This is a genomic window from Corynebacterium sp., assembly GCF_030538285.1.
Lineage (GTDB): Bacteria > Actinomycetota > Actinomycetes > Mycobacteriales > Mycobacteriaceae > Corynebacterium.
Window position 1 is genome coordinate 29,538 of sequence record NZ_JAUNUG010000017.1, and the last position, 20,689, is coordinate 50,226.

General features: G+C 64.7%; 16 protein-coding genes. 12 read left to right on the forward strand and 4 right to left on the reverse strand.

Annotated elements, in window-relative coordinates; genetic code table 11:
* The first annotated feature begins 24 nt into the window (after positions 1 to 24).
* From Q4G50_RS07415 to Q4G50_RS07440, 6 genes are all read left to right on the forward strand, one after another.
* Positions 25 to 1,890, forward strand: coding sequence for a hypothetical protein (locus Q4G50_RS07415; RefSeq protein WP_303377017.1), 1,866 nt, complete (start codon positions 25 to 27; stop codon positions 1,888 to 1,890).
* A 261-nt stretch (positions 1,891 to 2,151) separates the two neighbouring features.
* The gene (locus tag Q4G50_RS07420; RefSeq protein ID WP_303377018.1) at positions 2,152 to 3,141 is read left to right on the forward strand and encodes a hypothetical protein; all 990 of its coding nucleotides are present in this window, start codon (positions 2,152 to 2,154) and stop codon (positions 3,139 to 3,141) included.
* Between the two features lie 3 nt (positions 3,142 to 3,144).
* Positions 3,145 to 4,287 (forward strand): hypothetical protein, encoded by a 1,143-nt coding sequence (locus tag Q4G50_RS07425; protein ID WP_303377019.1) that lies wholly within the window; start codon positions 3,145 to 3,147, stop codon positions 4,285 to 4,287.
* A gap of 1 nt (position 4,288) precedes the next feature.
* The gene (locus Q4G50_RS07430; protein ID WP_303377020.1) at positions 4,289 to 5,782 is read left to right on the forward strand and encodes a hypothetical protein; all 1,494 of its coding nucleotides are present in this window, start codon (positions 4,289 to 4,291) and stop codon (positions 5,780 to 5,782) included.
* 9 nt (positions 5,783 to 5,791) lie between these two features.
* Positions 5,792 to 6,862, forward strand: a complete 1,071-nt coding sequence (locus Q4G50_RS07435) for a hypothetical protein (protein WP_303377021.1) — start codon at positions 5,792 to 5,794, stop codon at positions 6,860 to 6,862.
* 9 nt (positions 6,863 to 6,871) lie between these two features.
* Positions 6,872 to 7,048 (forward strand): hypothetical protein, encoded by a 177-nt coding sequence (locus Q4G50_RS07440; RefSeq protein ID WP_303377022.1) that lies wholly within the window; start codon positions 6,872 to 6,874, stop codon positions 7,046 to 7,048.
* A 447-nt stretch (positions 7,049 to 7,495) separates the two neighbouring features.
* Here Q4G50_RS07440 and Q4G50_RS07445 read toward each other — a convergent pair whose 3' ends face one another.
* Positions 7,496 to 8,812, reverse strand: coding sequence for a DUF418 domain-containing protein (locus tag Q4G50_RS07445; RefSeq protein ID WP_303377023.1), 1,317 nt, complete (start codon positions 8,810 to 8,812; stop codon positions 7,496 to 7,498).
* A gap of 273 nt (positions 8,813 to 9,085) precedes the next feature.
* Between Q4G50_RS07445 and Q4G50_RS07450 the strand changes: the two genes are divergently transcribed.
* Entirely contained in the window at positions 9,086 to 10,213 is a 1,128-nt protein-coding gene (locus tag Q4G50_RS07450) for a hypothetical protein (RefSeq protein ID WP_303377024.1), read from the forward strand.
* A gap of 4 nt (positions 10,214 to 10,217) precedes the next feature.
* Here the strand turns inward: Q4G50_RS07450 and lysS are convergent, their stop codons facing one another.
* On the reverse strand, positions 10,218 to 11,786 hold the full coding sequence (gene lysS, locus Q4G50_RS07455) for a lysine--tRNA ligase (RefSeq protein ID WP_303377025.1): 1,569 nt from the start codon (positions 11,784 to 11,786) through the stop codon (positions 10,218 to 10,220).
* Between the two features lie 118 nt (positions 11,787 to 11,904).
* On the opposite strand from lysS, the gene Q4G50_RS07460 reads away from it, so the two are divergent.
* Genes Q4G50_RS07460 through Q4G50_RS07470 form a run of 3 tightly spaced genes read left to right on the forward strand, consistent with a single transcriptional unit; the run spans position 11,905 to position 13,570 of the window.
* A complete protein-coding gene (locus Q4G50_RS07460) occupies positions 11,905 to 12,867 on the forward strand; it encodes an SPFH domain-containing protein (protein WP_303377026.1) in 963 nt (320 codons plus the stop codon).
* Complete coding sequence (locus Q4G50_RS07465; RefSeq protein WP_085549359.1) at positions 12,868 to 13,062, forward strand: hypothetical protein; 195 nt, start codon at positions 12,868 to 12,870, stop codon at positions 13,060 to 13,062.
* Between the two features lie 10 nt (positions 13,063 to 13,072).
* Positions 13,073 to 13,570 (forward strand): DUF456 domain-containing protein, encoded by a 498-nt coding sequence (locus tag Q4G50_RS07470; RefSeq protein ID WP_303377027.1) that lies wholly within the window; start codon positions 13,073 to 13,075, stop codon positions 13,568 to 13,570.
* Between the two features lie 111 nt (positions 13,571 to 13,681).
* On the opposite strand, the gene Q4G50_RS07475 is transcribed toward Q4G50_RS07470, so the two are convergent.
* Both Q4G50_RS07475 and Q4G50_RS07480 read right to left on the reverse strand, forming a co-directional pair.
* A complete protein-coding gene (locus tag Q4G50_RS07475) occupies positions 13,682 to 15,106 on the reverse strand; it encodes an alkaline phosphatase (protein WP_303377028.1) in 1,425 nt (474 codons plus the stop codon).
* A gap of 160 nt (positions 15,107 to 15,266) precedes the next feature.
* Positions 15,267 to 16,442, reverse strand: a complete 1,176-nt coding sequence (locus tag Q4G50_RS07480; RefSeq protein WP_303377029.1) for a globin domain-containing protein — start codon at positions 16,440 to 16,442, stop codon at positions 15,267 to 15,269.
* A 205-nt stretch (positions 16,443 to 16,647) separates the two neighbouring features.
* On the opposite strand from Q4G50_RS07480, the gene Q4G50_RS07485 reads away from it, so the two are divergent.
* On the forward strand, positions 16,648 to 18,729 hold the full coding sequence (locus Q4G50_RS07485) for a PhoX family phosphatase (RefSeq protein WP_303377030.1): 2,082 nt from the start codon (positions 16,648 to 16,650) through the stop codon (positions 18,727 to 18,729).
* A gap of 240 nt (positions 18,730 to 18,969) precedes the next feature.
* A complete protein-coding gene (locus tag Q4G50_RS07490) occupies positions 18,970 to 20,685 on the forward strand; it encodes a carbon starvation protein A (protein ID WP_303377031.1) in 1,716 nt (571 codons plus the stop codon).
* The last annotated feature ends 4 nt before the right edge of the window (positions 20,686 to 20,689 follow it).

Below are 20,689 nucleotides of genomic sequence, written 5' to 3' on the forward strand. Positions count from 1 at the left end.
CGCTAATCGACGTAGCCTGGACCCATGCCCACCCCAGATGAACTGCGGAAACTGCTGGAACAGGGCGCCCGGACGCCAGTGACAATGCGCCTGGTGGGTGACATGGAGGTGGCCATCCACGGGTGGGTGATCGAACCGAAACTCTTCCTCCCGCTGCGCCCTTCCGGCCTACGCATCGAGCGCACCGCCGACACGCTCCACGTGCCCGGCCGCCTGCGCCGCTCCCAAGACACATGCTGGGTTCGCGATGGCGACCGCACGTGGGTGCTCGATGTCTCGCAGCTTGCTGTCGTTGGCCCCGCACAGCTGTTTCTCTTCCCTTTACTTGTCGACGCCCCCGTAGCCCTCCCCGAACCCGGTGCCGTCGACGGTCGCCCCACCTGGGTGCTTACCGTCGACGATCACCGCGTGGAGATCGATCAGGAGCACGGCGTGGTGGTGGCCGTGCAATCTGACTCAGGACGGGTAGAGGCGCGGGACCTGGACTTTCCCGAGGTGCTACCCGATCCGGCCTGGACCGGGGAGGCACAGCGCTGGGTCTTCGATGACGGCCGCTTCCCGGAAGAGAAGGTCTTATTCCCTGACGCCCTGCCGGGTGAGATCTCGCAACTGCCACCCGCACCCGTTTCGGAGCGCGTATTGCGGATCCACGTCACCACCTGGTCCCTGGAGGGTGCGCCCTTCGACTACCAGGTGGGCAAGACGGTACGCCTGCCGCTGGGACTGCGCACCAGTCAGCCGCCCATCGCCGGGCTGGAGACCACCCGGCGCGGCTGGATCCGCAACCTGGAGGAAGGGGTCGGGCAGCGCGGGTGGCCGGTCATCCTCACCGGCGATGGCTGGGCAGCTTTTGCCCACACTCCGCGCCCCCAGCTGAGAGAGGCTGAACTCACCGGCTGGTTCGCCCACGCCCCCTGGGAAGCGGAGACGGTGGTAAACGATCTGCGTATCGTGCGGATCTTCGGCGGCGTCGGCGGCCAGCGCGACCCGGAGCGTAGGTGGCAGGAGGTCTCGGACACCGCGGACGCCTGGTCTTCGGACGGGATCTCGCTGCAGGAAGTCGTCCTCGAGGTCACGCTCGACAATGTGGAACGCCCGCCGCTTAAGAACACACCCTTCATCGGCGGTCGATGCCACGTGCGCGACGGCCACCTGTGGGTATGCCACCAGTACCTGCCGGTGCTGCGCTGCTGGGCGCTGTCTGACGGAAAGTACCTGGGCGAATCCCTCGTCCCAGTCCCGGTGCGCGAGGCCTGGGAGCTGGCCTTCGATGCCGATGTCATCGCCGTGCAGTCCCAGGGCTGGACCTTGGAACCCGGCGCTCACATGCTGGCTCCGGCCGAGGATTGGGTCCGCGCACCTGCGGCCGTACTACCCGCAGAGCTCGCCGGGGGTGCTGTCACCAGTTTCGGTGACGGCTTCTACACCGTGTTCCGGGAGTCAGGCTGTGCCCTGGCCCGGCTCCGCGACGGCGAGCTGAGCGTGCGTGAGCTGCCTGCCGAGGGGATGAATGCCCTGGCTGTCACACGAATCGGGGATCGTGTGCTCGTGGAGAGTTACGGCGAGGTCCTCGTGCTGGACGATGACCTCGCCGTGCTGTCCGCGGAGCGCTCGGCGGTCCACGCCCCGGGCATTCCCCGCTGGCAGTCCACCGACGGCATCGCCTGGACAACCCTCGGCCGGACCCTGCGCTTCCACGTCCAGGACACCGGTGCGCAGCTCGGGGAGCTGACTATCCCCCAGGAGTTCGCCCCGGAGCACACGCGCGTGTTCGTCGACGAGAGCGAAGTGATGGTCCTCCTGCAGCGCTGGATTGCCCACCGGCGTGTCCCGGGGAGTGTCCACACCCTCCGCGGGGGTGTCTGGAGCAGTGTGCCGCTCGGGCATTGATACGGATGTACCCCTTTGTGTTCTCCCTTTCTCAGCAACCTGGGTTTTTAGGCAGCCCCGATTCACAAAGGGGCACGTCCGCACGCGCCCTTCGCCGCTGGAGCTACCAGCAGCCCCCCAGTGTGGGGAGCGCTCCCCTTTAGCGAGGCCGATAGCGGTGAGGGATGCGATACTCGTTACTAGAAGAAGCACCCAGAGTTATTCGAACAACTTTCGGGCCATCACCTAGCCAGCAGGTCTCACAGAAAGCAGCTTTCGATCATGTCGCACTACAACCTCTACGACAGCCTCGGCCTCGACCGCACTGAGGATCCCGCTACCCTGCGCTCCCGCATCGATGAGCTGCTGGCCAGCGACAACCCCACCAACCTCGGGGGCCGCGAGGAGCTTTACATCGCCCAGCGTGTGCTCGGTGATGAGCAGCGTCGCGCCATCTACGACTCCCGTCTCGATGATCCGAATGCCCCGGAGGTGACCGTCGACGCCCTGCGCGAACTCTCGCATATCGAGTTCGGCGCGCCCACCCCGCAGCCGCAGCAGGCGGCCGCTACCGAGCACTTCGAGGCCCCCGCCCCGGGCGATTCGCCGCTCCCGCAGCAGGAGCAGCCCTACGACAACCGTTTCGAGAATCAGGTTCCGTCCGACGGCCCGGTTGCTGAGCCCGGCCCGGCAGGCGAGCGCAAGAGCTTTTCCTTCCCGCAGGTTTCGGGCATGTCCTCGAAGGCGCAGGGTCTGCCGAAGCCGGCGATCGCAGGTGCGGCTGTCGCGGGCATCATCATTTTGGGCCTGGTGCTGTGGGGTCTGTTCAGCTTGGTCGGGGGTGGCGGTGGCAAGGTGAAGTCTGTCGCCAATGAGTTCCTTGACTTGCGTACCGTCGCGGAGACGGAGGAGTGGCTTGGCGAGTATGCCGATCCGCGTGAGCGTGACCAGATCAATCGTCAGCTGGATCTGCGGGGTGATTTCGCGGGTGTGGATAATTTCATGAGGGTCAATGATCCGCAGGTCGGCGACGTCGTCGATATGACCGGCCTGGTCCGTTCGGCGGTGTATTCCGATACGCGGGAGATCACTGAGCTTTTCGAGTCCGCCGGCATCAAGGGCATGGAGATGGTCATCGTCGAAGACCGTAACGGCAACGACACCGGTTACCGCCTGACCTTCGGCATCGATGAGCAGGGCCCCCAGCTGCTCGGAATTGACCGTGCTGTCCGGGTTGATGAGTCCGAGTTCCGCGACTACATCGAGAACTAGGCCATGACTCTCCCTGACCGGATCGACACGATCCTCAACGACGAGCACTTCGAGATCTTCTCGGCCACCGTCGACGGCACGCCCGTCACGGTGCAGGTCTTCCACTCCCCTCTTGACGATGCCGACGCCGCCGCTTTCCGCCGTGACATCCAGGGCATGGCGTGGATCACCGATCCGCCGTTCTCCTTGTTTCGCACTGGCGGTATCACTGATGACGGCCGCGCGTTTGTGGTCCGTGATCAAGCTCCGGCTCCGTTGTTGTCGTCGTTGTCTTCGCTTGACGACGCCCGCCAGCCCCTCACCATCCTCGCCGGCGTCATCGATTCCCTCGCTTCCGCCCCGGCGGGGCGTTTCCTCGGCCATGGTCTGCGCGCCGACGCCATCGCCGCCCCCGCCTACCTCCTGGCATCTGGCCCGGTGCCCCCGGGTCTGCCCCGGACCGATCCGGTGGAGGCCTTCCGCGACATTGTCACGCAGCTGAGCGGCCAGGACGCCCCTGCGGCTGACACCGCACGGGGTGTGCTCGACGGGTTGCGGGCCCCGGAACCAACACCGGAGCCAACGCCGGAGCCGTCCCCGGTGCAGGAGACCCGCGAGTTCCGCCCCGGCGAGCAGCAGGCTCCGGCTCAGCCTCCGCAGCAGTACTTCCCGCCGCAGCAGCCGGCTCGCAAGAAGAAGCGGACGGGGGCGATCGTGGCGTCGATAGCCATTGTGGGATTGCTCATCGGCGGTGGTGTGTTCGCGGCTTCCTACTTCCTGCCCGCGTGGAACGACGCGGAGCAGGAGATCGTCGACGCGTTCCCTGACATGACCGGCATGCGCAGTGGCCTGCCCGGCCACAATGGGCTGACTTGTCAGTCCCGGGACACGGATGAGGGACAGCTGGCGAAGATCACGTGCTCGGATTCCGAGCTCGGTGTGAGCATCATGAGCTGGCCCGATGCCGCCACCCGCGACGCGAGCGTGCCCGCCGGGGAGACCGTGGAGATCGCTAACGATTCCTGCACCCTCATCAGCACCGAACTCGCCGACCAGGAAAACCCTTCCTACATTCTCGCGCCTACCGACGCCCGCACCGAGCGCTTCTCCCTGCTCGTCTGGGGCCCCGACGCTGAGCAGCAACGTCTGGCGCTCCCGGTGTGCTGACATGAGCTACGACTGGGGTATCCCGCAAACCCAACCCGCACCGGTTAAGAAGCGGCGCCGTGGCCTCATCGCCGTACTCGCGTTGATCGTGGTGGCCATCGTCGCGGCGATCACCTTCCTCGTACTACCCACCGTGCTGCGCACACCGGCCGGGCTGTCCGCGAGCCAGATGCGCGGCGCCTTCCAGGACGGCCAACTCACCGACTGCGACCTCGGCGAAGAGTTCTACCGCACCGCCGGCATCACCAACCTCAGCACTGGTGACGACGGCTGCGCCGGCGAACTCCCCCGCGAAGGCGGTGCCGCACAGGTCATCGTGATCACCGAGAAACTCGAGGTCATCGAGCTTCTCGACGCCACCCCCTCCGACCCTGAACTCACCCTCTGGAAACAGGGCCAGGCGCCCGTATTCACCCAGGCAGCGGCCGAAACACCCGCAGAGCCCGACATGTGCACCCTCGCCGCCACCGACGGCCCGCTGCGCGGAGTGAGCATCCAGACCGACGCCAACTGCGAAGCCCTTTACCCGCTGGCCCGCCACCTCATCAACGCCGCCCGCTGGATCCAGTCCCAGGAAGGCTTCGGCCGCTTCAACGCTTTCGCCTCCCTCGACCTCCTCAACATCCCCACGCCCGAGGTGCTGCCCGCACTGGTGGAAAGGGATGCCGCGGAGTTCTTGTACACCGCAGACGAGCCTTGGTGGGAACTCGAGTTCAACGAGGGCCTCTGCAGCTTTGAGGATCGAGCAGGGGAAGCGGATTATTTCATGTGCGGATTTCGTACCCCTCCGTCGAACGCAGCCGAGGTGGAATGGACATCGAATGGGACCGGCCCAGCCAATGTCGTGGTATACGAACAAGGGCGGGGATTCGATGAGGAGGGTCACTCCGGCGCGAACATCAGAGGTACTAGCCCCACTCTCCTCAATCCAGGAGAAAAGGTGCGATTCGGTGATTTCCTGATCGAGAGGTTTGCCGATAAGCACCTGCGTGTCACCAAGGAGGGAGAATCCTTCGAGCGCCGCGACGACCTCCTCACCATCCGCAACGCCGCCGGCAGCGACGACAACCGTGCCGCTGGCCGTGATGACCGCCGCGACGCGGATGAGTTCGTGTTCATCGACAACGAGGACACCACGTGGTGGGGAGTCCGCCACGAGTCCATGACCTGTCTTTTCGCCGAACGGCGCAGGAATCCCCAACGTTTCGAGGGATGCGAGTTCTATCTGGTCGACAACACGCAGTCGGTAAGCGAAGGGGGGCTCCCACCCACAGACTCCAATTCACTCACCTACGAAGAGGGTGAAGGATTCCGGCAGTCGGTAAACCGGGCAGAGACTTCCTTCGGGACTAGCGCTCCCACGTTGGGACGCGGTGAAAGTGTGGCCATCCGCGGCATGCTTTTCGAGCACTCCCCCAACGGCGAATTCCGTGTGACCCGCGGCCAGGATTCCTTCCACGTCCGCGACCGCATCCTCACCATCAACAACACTTAAGGCAATGCAATGACTTATGACTGGGGTATCCCGCAATCCCAACCCGCACCGGAGAAGAAACGACGCCGCGGACTCATCGCCGTGCTGGCGTTGATTGTGGTCATCATCGTTGCGGCGATCACCTTCCTCGTGCTGCCCACCATGCTGCGCATGCCCGCCGGGCTGTCCGCGAGCCAGATGCGCGGCGCCTTCCAGGACGGCCAGCTCACCGACTGTGACCTCGGCGAAGACTTCTACCGCACTGCCGGCATCACCAACCTCAGCACCAGTGACGAAGGATGCGAAGGCATTATCGACGATGGTGAGAAGCAGGCCCGTGTTCTCATCGTCGTCGAGGAACTCAAGGTCATCGAGCTTCTCGACGCCACCCCCACCGACCCCGAGCTCACTCTCTGGAAGCAGGGCCGGGCACCCCTGCTCACCCAGGCGACGGCCGAGTCGGACATGTGCACCCTCGCCACCACCGACGGTCTCCTGCGGGGCGTAAACATCCAAACCGACGCCAATTGCGAAGCCCTTTATCCCTTGGCCCGCCAGCTGATCAACGCCGCCCGCTGGTTCCAGTCCCAGGAAGGCTTCGGCCGCTTCAACCCCTTCGCTGCTCCGGACTATCTGGACATCCCCGAACCGGTGATCACCTCCACCCTGGCGCAGCGGGATTCGGAGGATTTTTATGTGTGGCCCGATTCAGCACCCTACGCAACTAGCAGATGGTGGACTGTGGAATTAGACGGCGTCCTTCAATGCTCTTTAGGAACCGATCCTGATCCACAGACGATAGATCAGTTTAGCTGCTTCTACCTGGGCATTTCCGAGCCAGATATGGTCGAAGTCGAGGAATCACACGGCGGTGGTTTCCACCCTGCCAATTTCATCAAGTACGAGGCAGGTTCCGGTTTCAGCCAGGGGGCGCTGGCCCTCGGCCATTACGATGATCATCCACCCCTCCTCCAATCCGGTGAAACTCTGACCGTGGGTGATGTCGTCTTCGAGCATTTCCCCGATGGCGAGTTCCGCGTTACAAGCGGCGAGGACTCATTTAGCGTCATCGACCGCAAGCTCACCATCAACAACAGCTAAGGAGCCACAATGTCCTACGACTGGGGCGTCCCCCAACAACCCGCACCGACCATGCTGAACCCGGGCGAACAGATGACCCTGGCGGGCACCACCATCGCTCTCACCGCTGAGGGTGAGATCAAGGTGACCAAGAACGGTGATTCCTTCAGCATCATCGACGACGAGCTCACAATCAACAACGGTTAAGGTTCCTGTATGACTAACCCCTGGCACACCCCGCCCACGAACCCGCCAGCGCCCCGCGGTAACCGGGTGGTTCCGGTGCTGATTGCAGTGGTGACGCTCCTCGCGGTGGTGGCGGCGGGAACGATCGCCTGGCTGATCATGAGCGGCCCCGCGCAGAACTCCACCCCTTCCAGTGAGCCCGTGGTGGTGCTGCGGGAAACTACCGCGGTTACAGAGGCCGCCGAACCGACAGCCACTACCGCCACGACCACCAGTACGGTGACCACTGCGGCGGCGCCGGAGGAGGCGGCGTCGATAAGCAATTATGCCGGGATGCAGGCCACCACCCCGGCTTGCAACGGCGAGGTAGTGCTCATCATCGAGTCGGTACTCGATGACCCGGAACGGCTGCGTGAGGTGCTCGCCGCGAACCCCGGATCGACGTTCTACCTGCCGGGTGCGTGCCCGTCACTGCGTGCGCGTATCGACGGCCAGGACATCTACCCCGTCGTGCGTGAGTACGGTTCCGACGTCGCAGGTGTCTGTGCGGCGGCTGCTGGCGGGGGCGGGAACGCGCGCATCCTTAACCAGGACACGTCCTTCCCGTCGCCGTGCTGAGAAATCGGCCAGCTTGTCCACAGTGTCGTGCCACACCAATTCCACCGGCCCCCGGCGGAAGAAGTGCAGCCACACTGCGGACAGGGTGATCAGGAAACCGGCGATACCCAGGTAGATCGCCAACGTGGCCACCAGGGACCAGGGACCCTGGATCTTCGCGCTCACACCAAAGCCCCAGTCGTAGAAGATGATGGAGGCGATGAGGTTCTGCAGGATGTAGTTCGTCAGCGCCATCCGGCCCACCAGCGACAGACCGTGGCCCATCAGGCCGACGCGCTCCCGGTGCACGTAGAAGGCGGCGACGGCGGCGAGCAGGCCGAACGCCACGATCGTCGACGTGCCGTAACGGGTAATGAAACCCCCGGAATCGGACAACCGCAGAGCCCAGTCCACCGGGAAACCGACACCGAAGCCAACACCCATGACGATGCGGCGCAAACGACGACCCTCGGGGAGGAACAGCCCGGCGCGGTACAGGTGCGCGCCGACGAGAAACAGGCCCAGGCCCATGACGAACATGACCGGGATCTCCCCGCGCCCGCCGATGAAATCCTGCACGCGGGAGACGAGCATGCCCCAGTAGGACTCGGTACCTGCGAAGGTGGGGGCGGCATCGAGACGGTTGGCGTCGACCGGCAACTCCGCCATCTCGACCGGCCAGAGCCTGTCCAGGATCGACGGCACCAAACTCATCGAGGCCAGAACCACCAGATGCGCGCCGAGCCCGATAAACATCCAGATCTTCTGCACCTTCGGGCTCTTCGCCATCACCGCTGCGACAACCAGGGCTGTCAGGCCGTAACCCATCAGCACGTCGAACTCGAAGATGAAGATGTAGTTGAGCAGGCCGTCGAGGATGAGGATGCCCGCGCGCCACGGGTAGCGGCCCGGCCAGGACTCACCACGGCGCAACGCAGACTGACGCTGGATCTCCAGGCCAATGCCGAACATGATCGTCAGCAGTCCAATGAATTTGCCGTCCGTGAACAGCAGCAGGCCGGTCTCCGCGATGCGGTTGAACACGGCGAGCGCGCCTTCTGCTTGCCCGGCGTCCGGGTCGAAGGCGGACTCCGAGAAGATCCAGATGTTGGTGAGCAGCGTGCCCAGGATCGCGATACCGCGGAGCACGTCAAGGGCGATGATACGCCTGCGAGGGGAAGTGGTCATACGCTCAACCTAAAAAGTATTTCTGGGGCAACGCTGGGGTGTTTCGCCTGAGAAAGGATGCGTGACCTGGCATTTTGCGTCTGCGGCTGGGATTTCTATGCGATCGAGCGCGTGGGGTCCAGCGAACTCCCAGCTTGAGTACCCGCGAGCGGGGTCAGGTAACGCCCCTAAGGCCCCTGAGAAACCCCGCGGGGAGTAGTCCCCGAAAACTCGCCGGATGCTCTTCAACCACAGATACTTGAGGCAGAACAGCCGAGAAGAAGGAGCCAGAACATGTCCGGATACGACTGGGGAGTCGCCCCACAGCAACCCGCCGGATCGACACCGGTTGCGCCCGCCCCGCAGCAGAAGCGCGGCGTGCCCAAGGGCGCGCTCATCGCCGGTGGCGCGATCCTGGGAGTGGTGGCGCTGGGCTTCGGCGGGTTGATGGCCGCCTCCGCCATGCGTGGAGGCCCCGACAACCCCGCCGGTGTCAGCGATGAGCAGGCCGCCAGCTACTTCGACGGGTATTCGTTATCCACCTGCGATTTCGGCGAGGAGTTCTACGAGAAGGCCAGCATCCATGAGGTGGAGGTCACCGAGAACGGGTGCGTCGGGTGGACCATCCCGGAAGAGGGGCAGCCGAGTGTGCGGGTGTGGATGGAGGAAACGGAGAAAGAGCACAATTCCAACGACTCCACCGCTGTGGAAGGAGTTCCTGGCTGGAGCCAAGTCACTGGCTATAACGATCGACTCCCAGGCAACGTCACTTACGCAACTACTCACACCTCTGAACAATTCTGCCGGGCCTGGTCAAGTTCCTCACGCATCGGGGACTGGGTGCTCGCTTCCCCGGGCGGGTGTGGCGTGCTCACCCCGCTTGCCGGCCAGCTGGAGAACCTCAACCGGCAGCAGACGTGGAACGACGCGGACCGGGGTTTCTTCGATTTCGACGAGCATCCCGGCTACCTGGAAGTTAGCTCCCCAAACGCCAGCCTTTACACTACTGAGGACTGGACGGCAGGGACCACAGTGGATCCGGGTTCAGCCATCGCTTCGGAGCAGTCCGACTTCTCGGGGTCGACGGTTGCCGTTGGTTCTGTCCGGATCGAGGGTGACCAAATCTGTCTCGACGCCACCTTTACCCTGGGCGAAAACAGCAGCCGGTACTCGAATACCTTTCATCTTCCCAGTTTCACAGTGCAATTCGCCACCGCCGAAAGAGCGCCGTTGCAGGACAGTGTCCCAAGCCGATTGGAGCTCCAGGTTGGTGAGAGCTACACCTACCAGGCCTGCGGCCAGGCACCGGTGACGGTCAGGGGCGCAGATCTGCTGGTCGAGGATTCCCGTGGGTGGAGAAACGCAAACCAGCCCGCCTGGCGTTTCCCCGCTTCCCAGGTGGCGGGCGGGGAAACGGCCTGAGGGTCTACTTCTGCTCGGGCTTGACGATCGGGAAGAGCACCGTCTCACGGATGCCCAGCCCGGTCAGGGCCATGAGGAGGCGGTCGACGCCCATGCCGATGCCGGAGGTCGGGGGCATGCCCTGCTCCATCGCGGCGAGGAAATCTTCGTCGAGGACCATGGCCTCATCGTCGCCGCCGGCGGCCAGGCGGGCCTGGTCCTCGAAGCGTTCGCGCTGGATGACGGGGTCGACGAGCTCGGAGTAGCCGGTGGCCAGCTCGAAGCCGCGGACGTAGAGGTCCCACTTCTCGGTCACGCCCGGCTTGGAGCGGTGCTGGCGGGTGAGCGGGGAGGTCTCGACGGGGAAGTCCTTGACGAAGATGGGGCCGTCCAGCTGGTCTTCACAGAGCAGCTCCCAGATCTCCTCGACGAGCTTGCCGTGGCCCCAGCCGCCCTTGGCGGGCACGTCGAGGCCGATGGCGTCGGCAATCGCCTTGAGTTCCTCGACGGTGGAGTCGATGGTGACTTCCGGCTGGCCGGGGAACTTGCGGGCCAGGGCCTCGTTGAGGGAGGGGTACATCTCGATCTCGGTCCACTCGCCACCGAGGTCGTATTCGCGGCCGTCGGCAAGCGTGACCACGTGCGAGCCGAACACATCCATGGCCACGGCCTGGATGAGCTCGCGGATGGTACGCATGCCGGTGTTGTAGTCACCCCAGGCCTGGTAGGTCTCCAGCATGGCGAACTCCGGCGAGTGCGAGGAATCGACGCCCTCGTTGCGGAAGTTGCGGTTAACCTCGAAGACCTTGTCGATGCCGCCGACCACGCAGCGCTTGAGGTAGAGCTCCGGTGCGATACGCAGGTAGAGGTCGATGTCGAGGGCGTTGGAACGGGTCTCGAAGGGGCGCGCGGCGGCGCCGCCGTGCAGGGTCTGCAGCATCGGGGTCTCGACCTCGAGGAAGCCCTCCCCTTCGAGGTGATTGCGCAGCGCGCGCATCACTTTGATGCGGGTCATGGCGTTGGTGCGTGCCTGCTCACGCATGATGAGGTCCGTGTAGCGGTGGCGCACGCGGGTGTCCTCGGACATGTCGGCGAACGCCACGGGCAGTGGGCGCAGCGCCTTGGCCGCCATCTGCCAGGAGGCGGCCATGATGGACAGCTCGCCGCGTCGAGAAGCAATAACCCGGCCCCGCACCGACACGAAATCACCGAGATCAACGTCGGCCTTCCAGGAATCCAGCGCCTCCTGCCCGACCTCAGCCAGCGACAACATCGCCTGCATGTGGGTGCCGTCGCCGTCCTGCAGCGTGGCAAAACACAGCTTGCCGGTATTGCGCATGAAGATGAGGCGACCGGCGACGGCCACCTCAACATCGGTTTCCTCGCCCGGGGCGAGGTAGGTCACGCCTTCCCGCTTATCGACGTCCCCCTCCTCCCCCACAACCTCGAACTTCGCACGCAGCTCACGCAGCGAAATGGTGCGGTCGACGGCGACGGGGTAGGGCTCGACGCCGGCGTCGATAAGCTTCTGTCGCTTCTCACGACGGATGCGCAACTGTTCGGGGAGGTCCTGGGGATTCTTCTGCTCGCTCACGGCTTCCAAGGGTAGTCGATGGGCAGGGTGCGGGCTGAATCGTCCAACGCCTTGTAATCTGATATCAGATTCCACTATTCTGATATCAGATTAACTCACACCCCTTTAAGGAGCCATCATGAGCACTCCGCACGTACCCGAAGCCGAGGTCGCCGACCGCCCCGTCGGACACGAGGGAGGCAAAGTCGGGATCACCGAACGACCCGCCTGGGCCGGCGGCACCGCACTCGCCGCCCTCGTCCTCGTCGGCGCCCTGGCACTCCTGGTCGGCGGCACCGCACTGGCCATCTGGGGTGGCGTCCGCGCCGACGCCGGCGACACGGGAGTACCACTCATCATCCTCGGAATTCTGGCCATCCTCGCCGCGGTCATCCTCCTGCCGATGATCCGCATCATCTCCCCCGGGCACACACACGTCGTCCAGTTCTTCGGCCGCTACCTGGGCACCAACCGCCATACCGGCCTGTCCCTCGTGCCGCCGCTGGCCACCTCGAAGAAGGTGAGCGTGCGCGTACGCAACTTCGAAACCAACCAGATCAAGGTCAACGACTTAGGTGGCAATCCGATCATGATCGGCGCCATCATCGTCTGGCAGGTCGCCGACACCGCCAAAGCCACCTTCTCCGTCGAGGACGTCGAGGAGTTCATCCACTCCCAGTCCGAATCCGCCCTGCGCCACGTGGCCGGCAGCCACCCCTACGACGGTGGCACCGCCCAGCTGCCGTCCCTGTCTGGATCCACTGACCTGGTGTCCCGCGAACTCGCCGAAGAGGTCGCCGCCCGCGTCCGCATCGCCGGCCTGGAGATCCTCGAGGCCCGCATCTCCGCCCTGTCCTACGCCCCCGAGATCGCCCAGGCGATGCTGCAGCGCCAGCAGGCCGGCGCCATTGTCGACGCCCGCGAGACCATCGTCGACGGTGCCGTCTCCATGGTCGAGTCCGCCCTCGATGAACTGGAGAAGAAGCAGATCGTCGACCTTGATCCCGAACGTCGCGCCGCGATGGTGTCCAACCTGCTCGTCGTCCTGTGCTCCGACACCAACGCCCAGCCGATGATCAACACGGGTAGCCTCTACACCTAAATGGCCCGCAAAAACATCCCCCTGCGTATTGACCCGGCGGTGCACGAAGCCATCGCCCGGTGGGCGGGTGATGAGGCACGCAGCGTCAACGCCCAGATCGAGGTCATGCTGCGGGATTCCCTCCGCCGCGCCGGCCGCCTCCCCCGCAACGTCGGCGACCTGCCCCGACGCGGTCGGCCGCCGAAAGAGGATTAGCCTTCACCCCATGGACACCCTGGAAGCCATCACCACCGGCGCGGCCGCACTCCTGCTTGTTGTCGGCGTGTTGGGCACGATCATCCCGATCCTGCCTGGTTCGCTACTGACTATCGGCACCCTGCTCGTGTGGGCGTGGGTGCTGGGGTCGGCGGCGTCGTGGACCGCCGGGCTCATCGGTATCGCCCTGGCCGTGGTGGGGATGAGCGCCTCGGCGATCCTCACCGGCCGGAAGATGCGCCGCGAACAGATTCCACGCGGCCCGGTGCTGTTCGGCGTGGTGGTCGGCGTGGTCGGCATGTTCATCGTGCCGGTGGTGGGGCTGTTTCTCGGTTTCGCGCTGGGATTGCTGCTCGCCGAGTACGCCCGGCGGAGGGATCTGGCCGCGGCGTGGCGTTCCTCGGTGGAGGCCATGAAGTCGATGGGCTTCGGCATGCTCATCGAGTGCGCGTGTGCTTCACTGGCCACCTTCGCGTTCGTGGTGGGCGCGATCGTGCACCTCACCTAAGCGGGCTGTCCATTTGGACCTGACACTAGATCGACAAAATCCCAGGACGAGCCGAATCTGGGCGATTAACGTCAGGTCCAAATGGACAGCGGCGGGGGTTAGCTGCGGGGGTTAGCCGCGGGCCCACCACTTGTCGAGGGTGAGGTTGGCGACGGTGACGTTGTCGATGAAGTCACCGCGGACCTTGTCGGTGCCGGTGACGGCACCGAGGATGTCCTGGCTGCCGGCGCCGCGGAAGAAGAACGGCACGACCATGTTGGTGTGGTTGCCGGAGTAGTAGTCGTGCTCCGGGGTAGCACCCTTCTCACCGGTGAGGGCGTTGTAGACCGCGCCCTCGGCGGCGCCGGAAAGGTAGCCGGTCTCATGGTCGGCGGTGACGATGAGCAGGGTCTCGTCCCAGGAGGAGTTTGCCTCGACCCAAGCGACGACAGCCTCGACGGCCTTGTTGAACTCGCGGACCTCCTCGATGTCGCGGGAGATGTCGTTGGCGTGGCCGGCCCAGTCGATGGCACCTGCCTCGATCATGAGGTGGAAGCCGTCCTCATCCTGGCCGAGCACGTTGAGGGCGCCCTTGGACATGGTAGCGAGGTCGACGACGTCGTTCTGCGGGATGCTGTACGGCGCGGTGGACTCACCGGAGCGGCTCTGCTGCAGGGTGGAGGCAGCCTGGGCGAGGCCGAAGTAGCGGGTGTCGGCCTTGACCTCACCGGCGGCGAGGGCGGCGAAGGCCTCGTCGTTGTCGAAGTACTCGAAGTCGGTGTCACCGGCGACGAGGCTGTTGTACTCAGCTTCGGCGATGTACTTGTAGTCGGCGACGCTCAGCTCGGCGTTGTCGTCGCTGAAGAAGGGGTGACCGGCACCCATGATGACGTCGAGGTCGCCGTTGATCATCTGGCGGGCGATGCCGTGGTAGTCGTTGCGGCTCTGCACGTGTGCGGCCCAGGCGGCCGGGGTGGCGTGGCTGAACGGGACGTCGGAGACAACACCGGCGGACTTGCCCTGCTCCTTGGCGCGCTCGGAGGTGTTCTCCAGGGCCTGACCGGCGGAGTTGACGCCGAGGCTGCCGTTGGAGGTCTTGGTGCCGGTGGCCATGGCGGTGCCGGCGGCGGCGGAGTCGGTGAAAGACTCCTTGACGTAATTGTGGTCGGCCCAGGCGCGATCAACGTCGTAGGAGTTGCCCTCCTGGAAGGTGGTCATGGCCAGCTTGTTCCAGCCGGCACCCTCGTAGACCTGGACTGCGTTGCCGTCGGCCATGGACAGGTCGGAGCCGACCTCGCCGGCGACCTGGTAGCGGGTCTGGCCGGAGTCGTAGAGGTTGGCGGCGGCGACGTGGTTGTAGCCCATGCCGTCACCGATCATGTAGATGATGTTCTTTGGCTCACCGGCGCCGATGATCGGCTGGGCGGCGTCGGAGGAACCGGAGCTGAGTGCGGAGGAGCCGGAGAAGGCGGCGGCCGGGGAGAAGAGGCCAGCGGCGAGGGTGACGGTTGCGGCGGTGGCGAGGACGGTGCGGGGGATGCGGCGGAACGCAGACATGTATTTCCTTGAGGTCGGTGTGCCGGAGACAGAAACCGGGCCCCCACCAGGTCCTATACCGTGGTAGGGCCACACCGTGAAGGTACGTGCCTGCCGTTAAGCGGGACTGACGATCACATTAATATCGTCAGTCCCGTACATGACGGGAAGGTTAAGCCGCTTAGCCGAGCAGCCAGTCGTTGGGCGAGAACAGCTCGAAATGGACGGACTTCGGGGCCTTGTCCTGCGGGAGGGCCTGCAGGTCAGAGCGGACGGCCTGCAGGAAGGCGTTGCCGCCGCAGAGGTAGACGTCGGAGCCGGCGAGGTCGTGGGCGGCGACGTCGATAAGCTGCCCTTCTGAACGGTAACTATGGGCGACGGTAACCTCCGGCAGCCGCTCGAGCAGCGCGGTGGTCTGGCCGAGCTGGGCGTGGGTGGCCGCGGAGTCGTCGGCGTGCAGGTAGGTGGTGCGACGCTCGGAGCCGGTGGCCGCCAGGTGGGAGAGCATGCCGACCATCGGGGTGGAGCCGATGCCGGAGGAGATGAGGACGACGGGGGCGTCGTCGTCGATAAGCACGAGGTCGCCGGCCGCCAGCGTGGCCTGGATGGTGTCGCCGACGGCGACGTTGTCGCGGAGGTGGGTGGACACCTCGCCTTCCGTTTCTACGGCGATGGTGTAGCGGCCCGGCTCCTGGCCGATGATGGAGTACTGGCGGAGCTGGCGGGCGCCGTCGGCAAGCACGACGCCGATGGAGGTGTACTGGCCCGGGCGGGCCTGCGTGAGGTCTCCTTCGAGGGTATAGGTGGTGACAGTGTCGCTTAATTCCTGCTTATCGACGACCGCGACTTCCCTGAACACATCCCCATCCTCGACGCCGTCGGAAGCATAGAGCTTCTTCTCGTAGGCAATAAGGACATCGGCCATGATCCAGTAGACCTCGGACCAGGCGGCGGCCACCTCTTCGGTGACCACGTCCGCGCCGAGGACCTCGGCGATGGCGGAGAAGAGGTTCTCGTAGACGATCTGGTACTGATCCTCGGTGATGCCGAGGGAGACGTGCTTGTGGCCGATGCGGGCGAGCAGGTCAACAGGGTCGGGGGCGGTGGGGTCGACGAGCATGGTGGCAAAGGTGGCGACTGAGGCCGCGAGGGCTTTCTGCTGCTCACCGGACTTCTGGTTGCCGCGATTGAAGGTGTTGGCCAGCAGTTCGGGGTGGTTGCCGAACATGGTGCGGTAAAAGGTCTGCGCGATGGTGGCGATGTTCGCGCCGACGGCCGGCAGGGTGGCCTTGACGATCTCCTCGTGCTCCGGGGTGAGCTGGCGGTCGCGGGCGGTGGGAAGTGCAGTGGTGTACAAGAGGGCTCCTTGGTGGGGTGACTGTACTCCCGCCCGATATTAAACGGATTTATCCGTGTTTAATAGATGTGTGCGGGAGATCTACGCCACACATCCCAGCCAAAATTGTCCAGCTATTCACCTGAGCGTGGCCTTAATTCTGCCTTTCCCCTTTAGGGTTCCGAACGTCATATCATTACCCCTCCTTTAGATACCGGGAGTCCCCATGTCCCTACAGGGTCGCAACCTCTTCCGCAACAAATTCACCTCCTCCCGCAGCTCTTTGACCTGCACCTACAAGTGCGGCAACGCCTGCTTCGGCGAGTGCGAGAACAAGTCCGACAACCCCTACTTCGGCGACCTCATGTCCCGCCGTTCCGCGCTGAAGGCCGGCGGACTCACCGTCCTCACCGTCGGTGGCGGCGCCGCTTTGGCCGCCTGCTCCCCAGCCAACGAGTCCGCCTCCACCGCCTCGTCCGCCGCCACCACCGGCGTCGGCGGCCCGGAAGAGCACACCTCCGCCAAGGGCCTGCAATTCGACATGGTCGCCCCGAACGAGGACGACACCGTCACCGTCCCCCACGGCTACGAGACCTCCGTGCTCATCGCCTGGGGCGACCCGGTCATCGAGGGTGCCCCGGAATTCGACATCAACAACCAGACCCTGGAAGCCGCGGAGCAGCAGTTCGGATTCAACAACGACTTCGCCGGTCTGCTCCCCCACCCGGACGATGACAACCGAATGGTCTACGTCTGCTCCCACGAGTACACCACCGAGCCGCAGATGTTCCCAAACTACGACGCCGACAACCCCACCGAGGAGCAGGTGCGCATCGGTATCGCCAACCATGGCCACACCATCCTCGAGGTGTCCAAGGTCGGCGACACCGGCGAGCTCAAGCGCGAGTTCGGCCCGCTCAACCGCCGTATCACCGGCACCACCGAATTCAAACTCGTCGGCCCGGGCGCCGGTTCCGATTACGTCAAGACCGACGCCGATCCCACCGGCACCACCGTCCTGGGCACCTTCAACAACTGCTCCGGCGGTCTGACCCCGTGGGGCACCATGCTCTCCGGCGAGGAGAACTTCGACATCTACTTCGCCAACGCCGACGGCATCACCGATGAGCGCACCCGCACCTCCGTCGACCGCTTCGGCGCCGCCGAGGGCGAGTCCGACCGCAAGTGGGAGCGTTTCGACGAGCGCTTCGACCTGGCCAAGCACCCCAACGAGTTCAACCGCTTCGGCTACCTCGTGGAGATCGACCCCTTCGACCCCACCTCCACCCCGGTCAAGCACATGTCCAACGGCCGCTTCAAGCACGAGGCCGGCAACGTCCACATCACTGACGACGGCACCGTCGCCTGCTACTCCGGAGACGATGCCCGCTTCGAGTACCTCTACAAGTTCGTCTCCACCAAGAAGATGATCGAGGGCGATCAGGCCCACAACATGACCATCCTCGACGAGGGCACCTTGTATGTCGCCTCCATGGAGGGCAACTCCCCGCAGGACGAGATCGACGGTTCCGGCGAGCTCCCCTCCGACGGCGCCTTCGACGGTGAGGGCACCTGGCACAAGCTCATGACCGTCGACGCCGACGGCAACGCCGAGTCCCACGTCGACGGCTTCACCGGCGAGGAAGTGGCGATCTTCACCCGCGAGGCCGCCGACGCCGTGGGTGCCACCAAGATGGACCGACCGGAGGACGTCGAGGTCTCCCCGACCACCTCCAAGGTCTACATGGCCCTGACCAACAACAAGTACCGTGGCGCTGCCGAGAAGTCCCAGGAAGACGTCATGGAGTACGCCCCGGTCAAGGAGAACAAGAACGGCCTGGTCATGGAGATCGAGGACGATCACGCCGGCGAGAAGTTCACGTGGAACCTGGTGCTGGTCTGCGGCGACCCGGACGAGGCGTACACCTACTTCGGCGGCTTCGATAAGGAGAAGGTCTCCCCCATCTCCTGCCCGGACAACCTGGCCTTCGATGAGCACGGCAACCTGTGGATCTCCACCGACGGCAATGCCCTCGGTTCCAACGACGGCCTGTATGCCATGACCGTCGAGGGTGAGAACCGCGGCGAACTCAAGTGCTTCCTCACTGTTCCCTACGCGGCTGAGACGTGCGGCCCGATCGTCGAGAAGCAGCGTGTCCTGGTCAACGTCCAGCACCCGGGCGAGACCGATGAGGCGACTGTCGAGGAGCCGGCGTCCCACTGGCCGGGCGGCGGCGACTCCAAGCCGCGTCCGGCAGTGGCACAGGTGTGGAAGGCGGATGGCGGCGATATCGGTATCGACGTCTAACGTTTTCAGGCAACGAGAGGTTCCCGCACCCCCGGAAGCGACGCCCACCGCCACCCCCGGGGGTGCTTTGCGTCACAAGTCAGTTTGGTCAGACATCACTCCAATGTGCTGGACTAATGTAACTGTTGTCACAATCAACCCTGGCCAAACAGTGACCTGGGCCACTGGATATGACACTCTAAGTTACGGCATTCACCCATTGGGGCACATCCGCCCCATGAGACACACAAGGGACGGACCATGAACTCACTTGTCCTGGTAGTCATCGGCGTCGGCATGATGCTCGGCGGCTATCTCCTCTACTCCCGCTTCCTCGGGAGCAAGGTGTACCAGCTCTCCGACGCCTACAAGACCCCCGCCCACACCATGACCGACGGTGTCGACTACGTCCCGACGAACAAATTCGTCCTGTGGGGCCATCACTTCACCTCCGTCGCCGGCGCCGCCCCCATCGTCGGCCCGGCCGTCGCGGTGATCTGGGGCTGGTTCCCGGCATTCCTGTGGGTGACCATCGGTACCGTCTTCATCGCCGGTATGCACGACTTCGGCGCCCTGTGGGCCTCCCAGCGCCACAAGGGCCAGTCGATCGGCACCCTGTCTGGCCGTTACATCGGTAACCGCGGCCGCAACCTCTTCCTCGTGGTCATCTTCCTGCTGCTGCTCATGGTTGTCGCGGCCTTCGCGGTGGTCATCTCCAACCTGCTGGTCTCCACCCCCACCGCCGTCATCCCGACCTGGGGTGCGATCATCGTCGCCCTGTTCATCGGCCAGGCCATCTACCGCCTCAAGTGGAACCTGCCGCTGGTCTCGGTGGTCGGCGTGGTCGTGCTCTACGCACTCATGATCATCGGCGACCGCTTCCCCATCGAGCTGCCGGACTCCATCCTCGGCCTGTCCCCCAACGCCTTCTGGATCATTGTCCTGTTCATCTACGGCGGTATCGCCTCCCTGCTGCCGGTGTGGGTGCTGCTTCAGCCGCGTGATTACATCAACGGTCTGCAGCTCTTCGTCGGCCTGGGAATCCTCTACGGATCCTTCCTTCTCACCGCCCCGACCATCGTGGCCCCCGCCATCAACGCGAACGTCCCCGAGGGCACCCCGCCGATCTGGCCGCTGCTGTTCGTCACCATCGCCTGCGGTGCGATCTCCGGCTTCCACGGCATCGTCTCCTCCGGTACCTCCTCCAAGCAGCTGGACAAGGAGACGGACGCCCGTTTCGTCGGCTACTTCGGCGCTGTCGGTGAGGGCCTGCTGGCCCTGGGCACCATCGTCGCCACCACCGCCGGTTTCCGCACCATCGCCGACTGGGAGGAGATCTACCAGGCCTTCAACGACGGCGGCGTCAACGCCTTCGTGCAGGGTGGTGGCAACCTGATGAACCAGGGACTCGGTATCCCGCCGAGCCTGTCCGCCACCATCCTGGCCACCATGGCCGTGCTCTTCGCCGCCACCACCATGGACACCGGCGTGCGTCTGCAGCGTTTCGTGGTCCAGGAGATCGGCGAGATCATGGGCGTCAAGCTCAACGCTCTGGCCGCCACTGCGGTCGTCATCGTCGTGGCACTGGGCCTCACCTTCTCCGCGGGTGGCGACGGCTCCGGCGGCATGCTCATCTGGCCGCTGTTCGGTACCACCAACCAGCTCATGGCGGCGCTGACACTGTCCATCATCTGCGTCATTCTCACCCGCCTGCGTCGTCCGACGTGGCCGGTGCTCATCCCACTGTTGTTCGTTCTGGTTGCGTCCCTGTGGGCCGCTATTGTGCAGGTCCGCGGGTTCTGGGACACGCAGAACTGGCTGCTGCTCATCATCGACCTGGTCATCATCGTCGCCGCCATCTGGGTGACCATCGAGGCGTTTGCCGCCATGAACCGTGCCCGCAAGGAGGACCCGGTCGTGTGGACGGATGAGGACACCGACGCCCCCGCCCCGGTCGTCGTCGCGAAAAAGCTTTAGCACC